The organism is Natroniella acetigena, assembly GCF_023227745.1.
In the GTDB taxonomy this organism is placed as follows: domain Bacteria; phylum Bacillota; class Halanaerobiia; order Halobacteroidales; family Halobacteroidaceae; genus Natroniella; species Natroniella acetigena.
Genome location: NZ_JALKBX010000008.1, coordinates 55,483 through 66,352, shown reverse-complemented (window position 1 = coordinate 66,352; position 10,870 = coordinate 55,483). Strand labels below are relative to the sequence as shown.

Annotated in this window: 10 protein-coding genes; 7 read left to right on the top strand and 3 right to left on the bottom strand. The window is 34.3% G+C overall.

Annotated features, from left to right (window positions below; translation table 11 throughout):
• Positions 1 to 418: 418 nt before the first annotated feature.
• Positions 419 to 970 (bottom strand): cyclodeaminase/cyclohydrolase family protein, encoded by a 552-nt coding sequence (locus MWH25_RS03585; RefSeq protein WP_248625880.1) that lies wholly within the window; start codon positions 968 to 970, stop codon positions 419 to 421.
• Between the two features lie 197 nt (positions 971 to 1,167).
• Between MWH25_RS03585 and MWH25_RS03580 the strand changes: the two genes are divergently transcribed.
• The 4 genes from MWH25_RS03580 (at position 1,168) to MWH25_RS03565 (ending at position 6,082) form a co-directional block, all read left to right on the top strand.
• Positions 1,168 to 1,374: a hypothetical protein gene (locus MWH25_RS03580; protein ID WP_248625878.1), complete on the top strand. Its 207-nt coding sequence runs from the start codon at positions 1,168 to 1,170 to the stop codon at positions 1,372 to 1,374.
• Between the two features lie 491 nt (positions 1,375 to 1,865).
• Entirely contained in the window at positions 1,866 to 2,915 is a 1,050-nt protein-coding gene (locus MWH25_RS03575; protein WP_248625876.1) for an AI-2E family transporter, read from the top strand.
• Between the two features lie 195 nt (positions 2,916 to 3,110).
• Entirely contained in the window at positions 3,111 to 4,973 is a 1,863-nt protein-coding gene (locus tag MWH25_RS03570) for an LTA synthase family protein (protein WP_248625874.1), read from the top strand.
• Between the two features lie 140 nt (positions 4,974 to 5,113).
• Complete coding sequence (locus MWH25_RS03565) at positions 5,114 to 6,082, top strand: glycerophosphodiester phosphodiesterase family protein (protein ID WP_248625872.1); 969 nt, start codon at positions 5,114 to 5,116, stop codon at positions 6,080 to 6,082.
• A 275-nt stretch (positions 6,083 to 6,357) separates the two neighbouring features.
• Here MWH25_RS03565 and MWH25_RS03560 read toward each other — a convergent pair whose 3' ends face one another.
• Both MWH25_RS03560 and MWH25_RS03555 read right to left on the bottom strand, forming a co-directional pair.
• Positions 6,358 to 6,549 (bottom strand): hypothetical protein, encoded by a 192-nt coding sequence (locus MWH25_RS03560; RefSeq protein WP_248625870.1) that lies wholly within the window; start codon positions 6,547 to 6,549, stop codon positions 6,358 to 6,360.
• A gap of 1 nt (position 6,550) precedes the next feature.
• Positions 6,551 to 7,027, bottom strand: a complete 477-nt coding sequence (locus MWH25_RS03555) for a C-GCAxxG-C-C family (seleno)protein (protein ID WP_248625868.1) — start codon at positions 7,025 to 7,027, stop codon at positions 6,551 to 6,553.
• A 657-nt stretch (positions 7,028 to 7,684) separates the two neighbouring features.
• Here MWH25_RS03555 and MWH25_RS03550 point away from each other — a divergent pair.
• Genes MWH25_RS03550 through MWH25_RS03540 form a run of 3 tightly spaced genes read left to right on the top strand, consistent with a single transcriptional unit; the run spans position 7,685 to position 10,864 of the window.
• Positions 7,685 to 8,371: an ABC transporter ATP-binding protein gene (locus MWH25_RS03550; protein WP_248625866.1), complete on the top strand. Its 687-nt coding sequence runs from the start codon at positions 7,685 to 7,687 to the stop codon at positions 8,369 to 8,371.
• A gap of 6 nt (positions 8,372 to 8,377) precedes the next feature.
• Positions 8,378 to 9,607 carry an ABC transporter permease gene (locus tag MWH25_RS03545; protein WP_248625864.1) on the top strand — a complete coding sequence of 410 codons (1,230 nt, stop codon included), beginning with the start codon at positions 8,378 to 8,380 and terminating at the stop codon, positions 9,605 to 9,607.
• Positions 9,608 to 10,864 carry an ABC transporter permease gene (locus MWH25_RS03540; RefSeq protein WP_248625862.1) on the top strand — a complete coding sequence of 419 codons (1,257 nt, stop codon included), beginning with the start codon at positions 9,608 to 9,610 and terminating at the stop codon, positions 10,862 to 10,864.
• Positions 10,865 to 10,870 lie beyond the last annotated feature (6 nt).

Sequence of the window (10,870 nt, the reverse complement as noted above, 5' to 3'; positions counted from 1 at the left end):
TCCCTAGAGAGCAACCAACAGTTTTGATTATTTTTAAATAGTTTTAATCAATTAATTATAAGCTGTTTGGTAGCTCCCTTTTCTTTTATTCTGTTTTAGGATAGCTCAACTTTTATTATAACACGGTTTAGCTCTTTTTTTAAATTAAATTTTTTCAAAAGTATGTATCTGAGATATCCTTCTACGAGTCTTAAAAAACAAGACTCTTTGTGAAACACATAAAAACCATATCTACCGTAGAGCGTACGAGATTCTAAGCAGAAATAGACTTGTTTCTAGGAATGAAAAATCTAGATTAATAGCAAAATGACCTTGGTTATAGTTTAAGTTTAAGTCTAAGTTTAAGGAAGGGTAAGCAATTATAATTGCTTACCCTGTTTAAGATTAAAGAAGGTTCCAGTTTAAAATGCTTGAGCAATTAACAACAGTTATTTTCATAGTTGTTCAGTTGTTCTTTAAAGTCTGCTACTTTTTCTTTAGCCTGTGCTAAATATTCACTTTCTGCTGGAAAGAAGCTATAATTAGATTCTATAATGCTGATGCCACCTTTACAGGTAGCTATTAGGTTGAAGATGGCTACTTTATAATCTGCTTTGACAGTGGAGTTGATTTCATATTTGATCTCTTCAGCTATCTTTAAGGTTATGAGGGCATTATGAACTATACTTAAGGGGACATTGATAATTTCTTGTAATTGCTCCTGATCTGTAAAGTGATTTTCAGTATTCTCTACAAAGGCGTTAATATCATCATCTATTGCTTCTAACAGTTTATCTTCTAGTTGCTCAAGGGCCAATTTTTGTTCTTGATAGTCTTTAATGTTACTAATGTTATAAGTTAGTTTTAATAATTGGACTGCCAGTAGGGCTGTAATGGCAATGGTTGGCCCGCCTCCGGGCATTGTTTCTTTTGTAGAACCGATTAATTCAGCAAATTCTTTGATTGATTTATCGGTAATAATCTGGATCATCTCCTAGCTTAAAATTTTAGCTGGTTTAATAATAAGTTTTGTTAAAAAGATTAGCTTTATACTTTGACTAATATGTGTCAGTGTCAGTAAGTTCTTTCGCCTACGGGTCTAAAAATCAAGACCCTTCGTGAAATTCATAAAAATCATATTTACAAGACTCGTCCCTACAAAGAACCTTGATTTTCGGATAATGTAAGTTGGAGAAGGTTGCGGTCAATTTCAAACGGTTGATTGCAGTTAAGGATAGGAGAGGTTTAACAGTGGGAATTATTATTAAGTTTATCTGGAAGAATATAAAAGAGAATAAAGTTAGGACATTTTTGATTTTATTTTCGATTATTTTATTTGTGGCTTTATTCTTTGCGTCACTGGCTATTTCTGATTCTGGTGGTTTTCGTGTATGAGTAATACACATGGGCCAGCAGTTACTATGAGATTCAGTTTTGAGTTTTAATTTGCTCCAGATAAATTTTTCACTAAACATGAAGGGAAATTTTATCATTCTATAGAATTTAAGACCTAGTAGAACCTGTAAATAAGTTGATTCTCTCAGCGGTTAAATTAATACAATATTACAATTATGTGTCACAAAGTGACACATAATTGAGTTGACAGTGTACAGTGAACAGTTTACAGTTAAGATCAAAACCTTAAAAATTCAAAACCACTTAGAACCCTTATAATTAAAGGGGTAGAGAGGTTTTGAATTTAAGATTTAATGATTTTTTAACTGTCAACTGTACCTACGGGTCTTTATCAAGACCCTTCGTGAAAATCACAAAAACCGTATCCACCGTAAACTGTACACTGATATAAAACAAGAGCATTAAAAACCTGTATTAGATTGACATGCGTTATAAACTGAAAAATTAATTATAGATTGGAGGGAATAAATATGTTTACTGATAGGTTTTTCCGTGTTGCGGCAGGAATAATAATGATCTTACTTATTATCTTTTTGAGTCTGCAGATTCCTAATTTTATAAATGCTTTACAAGATATTATATATATGGTCTGGATACCTGTGTTATTGGCTGGCTTTTTTTATTATATGCTGCGACCGGGGGTTAGATTTTTACAGCCCCAGATAAAAAATAAAGAGTTATCAATTTTGATTACTATTATAGGAGGAATAGCTTTAATCTCCTTTATTACTTATTTTGGGGGTAGTATAATTTATATCGAGATCAGGAGGTTGATCAATTTTCTTGCTGATTATGAAGTGAGCGGTAGGGTCATCAACGAGGTCTTTGAACAGATAGAAGAGTTGGGCTTTTTAGGTGAATTTGATCTGGAGAATCGGATTACTTCTTTGGTTCAAGAGATGGTAAATAGAATTACTAATTATGATTTTCTGGGTGTTTTTGCTTCCCTGACTCAATTTGCAGTAGTAATTTTATTAATTCCATTTTTAGTAATTTATTTTCTAAAAGATGATCAAAAGTTGGCCCAGGGCATAATTAAGTTTACACCAGCACAGAAAAGACCTTTAGTTAAGAAAATTCTCCGAACGGTTGACTCAGTATTTGGAATTTATATTCCCAGCCAATTGTTGGTCGGTCTTGTTTCTGGGGTTATTATGTTTGTAGGATATATGATTATTGGGATGCCGAATGCAATTGGTCTATCTGTTATACTGGCAGTTGCTTCGGTAATTCCTTTTTTAGGACCAGCTATTGGAGTCTTGCCGGCAGTGTTTATCGCTTTAACTACCAGTTTAGAGCTGGTAATTAAAGTATCAATTTTGATGCTGCTTGTACAACAATTTGAGGGGAATGTAATAAGACCTATCTTACAAGGTGGTAGGTTGGATATTCATCCAGTAATAATTATTTTTGTGATTTTGATTGCGACATTATTATTTGGAATTTTGGGTGCTCTATTTGCTGTTCCGGTCTATGCTTCATTACGCGGGGTTGTTAGAGTCTTAAATGAAACTGAATAAATTATTTATGGGCCAACAGTTTAGTGATTAGTGACTGTTGATCCGATTTTTTTAAAAAACAAATAGGTTATTAGAGATATGGTTTGCATAAAGTACAAAAATATCATATAATCGTAATGCATTATTAGATAGATTCTAGATGTATATAATTGAAGTAATCGTTTGAAACTGCCAATTATTTAGGAGGGAATATTAGTGGAGCAGTTTGATAATTTAACAAAAAAACAAAAATACTTTCTAATTACTTTTTTGGTTGGTTTTTTAATTAAATATAACTATCTTGTAGTACGTATATTTAATGTTCCTTCTAGTACAGGAGTTGTTTTAAGAAGTTTGTTCTTTATTACAGTGATTGGATATTTACTTTTACCATTGGTTAAAGCAAAAAAAGGTCGAATTTCGTTATTGTTGTTATTATCAGTATTTTCTCTGCTCTTTTTGGCAAATCTATGGTATAACCGTTATTTTGGTAATTACTTAAGTTTTACTGATATGACTAGAAGTGAAGGAATTGGTTCCAGTATGGTCCTCTTTAGACATATCATTAATTTCTGGGATCTCATTTTTTTATTAGATTTATTATTATTAGGATGGTTTCTCTCTCAAGGCGAAAATTCTGAGCAAGTTAAAGAAGAGCTATTCTTTAGTAAGAGTAAATACCGTTTTCAAACTGTCATAATTGTTATAAGCTTATTATTAAGTAGCCAAATTTTCATTACAAATTTATTATTAGAAAATGAAAGTCCAGTAAAACTTTACCAAAGAAGTAGTGCTGGATTCGTTAATGTTTATGGAATTATTCCTCTTTATTTTTATGAGTTTTATGAATCCGTTAGTGCTGATAATTCATATGTAGCTGAGTTAGAAACCCCTCCTTTCTTATTGGAGGATGAGCTGGATGATAAAGCATTGGTGGAAGAAGTTGATAATATAGTTGTAATTCAAGTTGAATCTTTAGATGAGAGATTAATTGATTATGAGCATAATGGTTATGAAGTAACTCCTTTTTTAAATCAATTTAAGGATGAAAGTTTATATGCTGAAAACTTCTATACCAAGCATGTAAATGGAAGTTTTGATGCTGATTTTTCTTTTTTGACATCATTTTATCCAACAAATAGTAATTTTGTTTTTAAGGGAAATGATATGACTGAATTCGATTCTTTGGCCCGAATTTTAAGTGATAAAGGGTATCAAACTTTAGCTTTTCACAGCAATGATAAGACCTTTTTTCATCGCCACCAAGCTTATCCTGAACTTGGCTTTGATCAGTTTTATAGTAGAGAGGATTTTTCTAGTACAGATAAGGTAATGGAGATGGAGGAAGAGTTTTATTTAGGGATCAATGACTATGATTTCTTCAAGCAATCTTTGGATTATCTAGAAGAGGCCGATAGTCCATTCTTTGCTTATCTGATTACAGTAACCAGCCATACACCCTTTAATTTTTATCCTCCTGATCAAATGATAGATGAATATAGTGATATTGAAAATCAATTAGTCCATGACTTCTTTCAATCGATCTCATTTGTAGATAAATCTTTGCAGATGTTCTTGGAGCAATTAGAAGAGAGAGGCTTAAAGGAAGATACTTTAGTTGTAATCTATTCGGATCATGATGCAACGATAGATACTCCAGAGTATTCATCCAGTGCCAATTTTGAAGTTGATAGAAATGTCAAAGAACCTGAACATATTCCGTTATTAATTAAGCATCCTGAATTAGAAGCCGGGACTATTGAAAAGACGGGTACAATTACTGATTTGGCCCCTACACTCTTAGATTTAATGGGGGTAGGTGAGAAACCGGAAGGGTTTATTGGTACTTCTCTCTTAAAAGAAGAAGAAGCTCCAGTTCTCTTTTTGCATGAACTGCCTCAGATCCTTTATAAAGATCATCTTTTTGTTAAGCAGTTTAATGAATTTGAAAAGATTGGTTATCTGAAGAATAAAAGAGAAGAAGATGTAAGGTTGCCACAAGCCAAAAAGGATGAAGTCTTACAGACGATTAATTATGTGAGACAGAAGATGATGGCTACGCAACGTACTCAAGATTAATCTAAGTACTCTCAGTTGAAAGAGAAATATTGGTGATTAAAGATTTCAGTTATCTTTTAGTCTTTAAGTGTTGACTTTTAATTTTAATCTTTTGGATTTAACTGTAAATTGTCAATTAGAATGGGAGTAAGGGTGATTAAATGGAAATGAAATTGGCTATTGTGATAGTAATTTTATTTTCTCTGTTGTTGAGTTTTTATGGTGCTTATTATTTAATCAACCCCGATCAACGGGGAGAAGAGATACTTAGTAAGCAGGGGATACCTTATCCAACTGTGATTGCTCATCGAGGAGCTTCGATCAAGGCTCCTGAATCTACTGCTGAGGCGTATATTAAGGCTCGAGATCTAGGCGTTGATTATCTAGAGGCAGACTTACAGCGAACTAAAGATGGTGAGATAGTCGTCTTTCATGATCAAACTCTGCAACGAACTTCAAATGTAGAGGAAGTTTTTCCTGATAGAAAAGAAGACAAACTGGGAAGCTTTACTTATCAGGAATTAAAGAAATTAGATTTTGGAAGTTGGTTTAATGAAAATTCACCTCGCTATGGTAGTGAAAAATACGAGGGATTAGGAATTATTACTTTAGAAGAGTTGATAGCGATTGCTGAAGGTGGTCAGCAGACACCAGGTTTAGTTTTAGAAACTAAAAGCCCGGAGAAATATCCTGGTATTGAACGAGAGATAGTTGATATCTTGGAACAAGAAGGTTGGTTGGATACTGCAGCAGAAAGAGACTATACGAAGACTATCTTCTTTTCCTTTAGTGAAGAAAGCTTGAGGGGATTTAAGGAGTTGGCCCCTCAAGCACCTCGAATTTTATTGGTTACAGATAATATGATTACTAGAAGGAGTTGGACTCACTGGTTAGAAAGAGCAGCTGGATTGGCTGATGGTCTAGGTACTAAGGGATTTATGAATTGGCCCTGGTATATTGCTGAGGCCCATGATCAAGGTTTATTTGTCTTTCCTTATACAATTAATGAGCTTTGGCAGGTTAAGTTATTAGCTCACTTTCATTCTAGTGGTTATATAACTGATAGACCGGATGTAGTATTAAATTTTTTTGATAGAATGTCTGAATTGTCAATAATCAATGACGGGTGAATTTAAGTTTGAGTTTAAGTCCAAGTTTAAGTAAAATCTAAAACAAATTTAAGCTAAAGTTGCCGAGAGGCAACTTTTTTAATATTAGGGAAAACTTTCTTTAAATTGAAGTTTAAGAGAAAACGAATTGAAAATAAGATGACCAATAAGCTATGAAGAATGGTTCCGCCATACTACATATACAATGCTAATCGTTCAGCAAATGGGATTAAATAACTGGCTAAGATTATAATTGCCATAGAAAAGGCTGGAGCAATACTGGCTACAATAGGATTTTATAACTTACTCAGAAATCCTTTGTGATCGACTATGATTTTACCGATTATAAGTAAGGCTATTACTAAAGCCAATAGTCCTGCTAAAGAACGATAGTGGTTGCCATAAGTTAGAATCAAATTTCCTGTACCGGCTAGCCCGAGCATTAAGCCTGCTATTGGTACTGGAGTCTCTTTGAATAATTGAACCATCTTATTCTTCTCCTTCCACAGTAGCATTACCTGCTTTTAATTCTCTTAGAATTATTTCGGTAGCTTTAGCAGCAATTTCACCAGTAAAGGAAGCACATTGCTCTTTATGCTCGCCAGATGCCATATCAAACCCTTTGGTCAAGACTTTACAACAAAGAAAACCGTGCTTGTCCTTAAAGCTCTGTTGAAGTTCATTGACCAGCTTTAAGTTGTATTCAACCCGTTGATCCCCACCTGTAGTGCGGCCAAAGAAGTAACTGATAGCCATTACCCCACCAGAAATAGCACCACAGAGACATTTAGATTTACCGATACCGACAGGAAAGCCGGAAGCCATAGCAATGATTCGATCAGAGATCTCTAATTCAAACTGATTTTTAATACTACTGATGATTGCTTCAGAGCAATAAAATTGCCCACTGTTAAATAATTCTTCTGCTTCTTCTTTCACTTGTCGTGCAGTGATATCTGTTTTCAAAATTAATCCCTCCTTGAATTTACGTACTAACTTATAATATAGCACAAGCTATAATTTTTTTCAATAATTATAATAAGTTATTTTTATTTCTATTATACTTGGTTTTTATGCACTAAATTTATTTAATTAGATATAGAATGTATTTGTTGCAATTAAGTATCAACATTAAAAAATATTTACTAATATTGACAAAATTAATATTATGACCATTGCTGATGATTTAAGTTCGACCTACGATAAGGTGGAAGATATTTCGTTTTATAAAATGTTTGGAAAAGAAAAAGCAGTGATAGGGAAGATTAATTATGAAGAACTTTATATAGTAAGCTCATCTACGTTAACTTAATTTAAGTTACAATAATGTGGCACTTTTGTGCCACATTATTGAGTTGACAGTGTACAGTGAACAGTTTACAGTTAAGATCAAAACCTTAAAAAATTAAGATCTCTGAAATGCCTTATGTTCGCAGGTTTAGAGTGATTTTGATTTAAGATTTTAATGGTTTTAACTGTTAACCGTCAACCGTAAACTGTAAATTGATATAAAGTGGCAAAGTGCCACTTTATATCAATTCTGTTTAGAATATTTTTGATGTATCATGTAAATAATTAAAATAGATCTCAACAAATGATTTAGTAAAAGAAGGGTGAATGAATATGGGACTATTAAAATTAGAAGAAGTAGAAAAGATCTATCGTCAGGGGGAGATAGAAGTATCTGCTTTAGGAGGAGTAAGTTTGGAGGTTGAGCAGGGGGAATTCACCTCTGTAGCAGGGCCTTCTGGTTCTGGAAAGACGACTCTGTTAAATATGGTTGGTTGTTTAGATCAACCGACTAATGGTGAGGTATATCTAGAAGGAGAAGGGATCAGTAAGTTGGATAAGGACCAGCTGGCTTTATTGAGAAGGGAAAACCTTGGTTTTATCTTTCAAGGATATAATTTAATCCCTGTCCTGACTGTCTATGAAAATATAGAGTTGGCTCTTAAATTATTGGCGGATAGAAATAATAAAGATATTAAAGAGCAGGTAATGAAGATTTTAACAGCAGTCGGCTTAGGAGAGATGGCTGACCGCAAGCCTAATGAACTATCGGGGGGCCAAAAGCAGAGGGTAGCTATTGCTAGAGCTTTGGTTAAGGAACCTAAGATTGTACTGGCTGATGAACCGACGGCTAATCTTGATTCAAAAACCAGTATTGACGTATTAGAAGTGATGGTTGAAATGAATCAGAAATTAGAAACTACTTTCATCTTTTCTACTCATGATCCTTTAGTTATGGAATCTGCTAAGAGAATAATTAAATTAAAAGATGGAGAAATTATTGCTGATGAAAGGAGTTAATTTATTATGTTTTTAGTCAGACTAGCTGTCAGAAATTTAACTCGCAATAAGAAAAGGACTTTAATAGTTGCTATGATTATTGCTTTTGGAATAGTTTTTTTCGTGATGTTCAATTCATTAGTTTTAGGATTAGAAAGGAGTTATTTTGATAATGTAATTGATTTTGAAAGTGGTCATTTACAGCTAGTTGATGATGACTATTGGCCCAGACAGGATGAGCTGCCATTACATAATTTAATTACTCTTGATGAGCAGTTGCAGCAGAATCTTAGTCAGGTTCCTAATTTGAAATCTTATAGTCCTCAGATTAGATTTTCTGCTAATATCAATAATGGTCTAGATGAATTGCCGATTACGGCAGTGGGGGTTGATGGAGAGAGAAAAAAAGAGGTGTTTAAATTAGAAGAGCATTTGATTGCAGGAGAGTTATTTACTGCTGATCAATCAGGGGCTGTGTTAGGAAGTAGCTTGGCTGAATTGATGGGTTTTGAGTTAGGGGATTACTTATTGCTTGTATTTACAACTGCAGAAGGAGTTTTCAACACCCTAGAAGTAGAGATTGTTGGTGTAGTTAATACTCCTAACCCCAAGGTCAATGATAAGCAAGTTTATATTCCTTATCAGAAGGCCAGTGGAGCACTGAATACAGAAGATAAAGCAACAGAGATTGTGATGAGATTAGAAAGTGATACCAGTATAATGGAAGCAAAAGAGTTTATAAAGAATAATATAGTTGCTGAGATTGATAAGTATGCTGTTTATAGCTGGAGGGATTCAGCACAGGATGTAGTTGCTATGACTGAGGTGCAGGATATTGAAAATCGGATCATTACTTCTTTATTTTTATTGATTGCAGCGATAGGTATTATAAATGTAATTATTTTAGCTGCTTTAGAACGGATTAAGGAGATTGGAATGATGAAGGCTATGGGAATGAAAGAGTGGCAAATTATAAAGATCTTTATGATAGAAGGTTTAGGAATTGGGGTTATCGGTAGTATAATAGGGAGTTTGATGGGAGGAGTGGGTGTTTACTGGCTAGTAAATTACGGGTTAGATTTAATAGAACCCGATTTTGGTCTGCCAGTTGTTGAAAGAACTTATGGGGTTTGGAATCTTTCAGCATTTATCTTTGTAATTGCTTTTACCCTTATAGTCTCTTTGGTGGCCAGTATCTTTCCAGCTTATTGGGCAGTTTGTAAGGAGCCAGTTGATGCTCTAGGAGGTGTAAATTAGGTGGGCTATTTGCCGGTTATAGCTGTTAGAAATTTAAGTCGGCACAAATTGCGAACTTTAATTTCGATTATTGCTATTGCTCTTGTGGTTGCTATAGTTGTTGTAGCACGAGGGCATATCGTAGGTTATTTGGAATCTACCTATGATTCATATATCAATTATGATACTGGTCATGTCAAGATTATTAATCAAGAATTTGAAGGGCGAGAGAGATTAATGTCATTAAATTATCCTGTTGCTGGTTTTGCTCAAGATGGTATTTCTAAGATGAAAGAAGAGTTAGCTGAGGTTGACGAAGTAAAGTATATTTTACCACGAATCAAGTTTGGTGGAGCTGTCAGTCAGGAAGATGAGCTAACAAATGTGATGGGCTGGGGTTTAAATATAGAGCAGGAGATTGCAGCTATAGATTTTGATCAACAACTAAAGGCTGGTCGGATGCCACTGGCAGATAGTGAAGAGATAATTATGGGCCAACAGTTGTTAGAGCGACTTGAGCTAGCAGTAGGAGAAGAGATTACTATTTTATATAATACAGCTATTGGCTCCTTTCAAGGTTCTAGTTTTGAAATAGTTGGGGCGTTGGAGACTGGATTGGGGTTGATTGATGGCAATGTCTTTATTTTGGATTTAAGTCAAGCTCAACAGATGTTGAATATGTCTGATGAAGCGACAGAGTTATTATTGATTGGAGCTGATCGCAACCGAACAGATAGTTTAGTAATGGAGATGGACGAACTCTTTGGAAGCTTTGAAGCTGCTACAGAATACAGTATTATCCCTTGGAATGCACCAGGTAAGATAATTGATTACTTTAAGATTGGAGAAAGAATCTATAATATTATCTATATTTTCTTCATCTTGATGGGGTCTATTATCTTGATTAATACAATGTTGATGATAGTCAGAGATAGGACGAGAGAGATTGGCGTAATGTTGGCCCTAGGGCTTAAAAGTAGGGAGATTTGGAGGCTCTTTTTGCTGGAAGGGATATTTATGGGGATTATCGGTAGTTTTATCGGGATCATACTTGGAGGTGTAGTAACTAAAGTTTTTTCAATCCATGGAATTGATTATGGAGAAGCAATGGAGGTTTTAAGTGATGATCTGTTGTTAGAGACGGTTGCTTATACCGATTTTAGTCTTGAAAATTTAATCTTTAGCTTTTTACTAGGAGTAGTGATTGTTACCATAGCCTGTATTATTCCAGCTCGACGAGCAGCCGAGCTAGAGCCCAGTGAAGCACTGCGGGACTAAAAAATC

Excerpts from the sequence above, each read along its gene's own strand:
- MWH25_RS03565 (WP_248625872.1), top strand. The coding sequence starts at position 5,114 with ATGGAAATGAAATTGGCTATTGTGATAGTAATTTTATTTTCTCTGTTG.
- MWH25_RS03560 (WP_248625870.1), bottom strand. The coding sequence starts at position 6,549 with ATGGTTCAATTATTCAAAGAGACTCCAGTACCAATAGCAGGCTTAATG.
- MWH25_RS03550 (WP_248625866.1), top strand. The coding sequence starts at position 7,685 with ATGGGACTATTAAAATTAGAAGAAGTAGAAAAGATCTATCGTCAGGGG.
- MWH25_RS03545 (WP_248625864.1), top strand. The coding sequence starts at position 8,378 with ATGTTTTTAGTCAGACTAGCTGTCAGAAATTTAACTCGCAATAAGAAA.
- MWH25_RS03575 (WP_248625876.1), top strand. The coding sequence starts at position 1,866 with ATGTTTACTGATAGGTTTTTCCGTGTTGCGGCAGGAATAATAATGATC.
- MWH25_RS03585 (WP_248625880.1), bottom strand. The coding sequence starts at position 970 with ATGATCCAGATTATTACCGATAAATCAATCAAAGAATTTGCTGAATTA.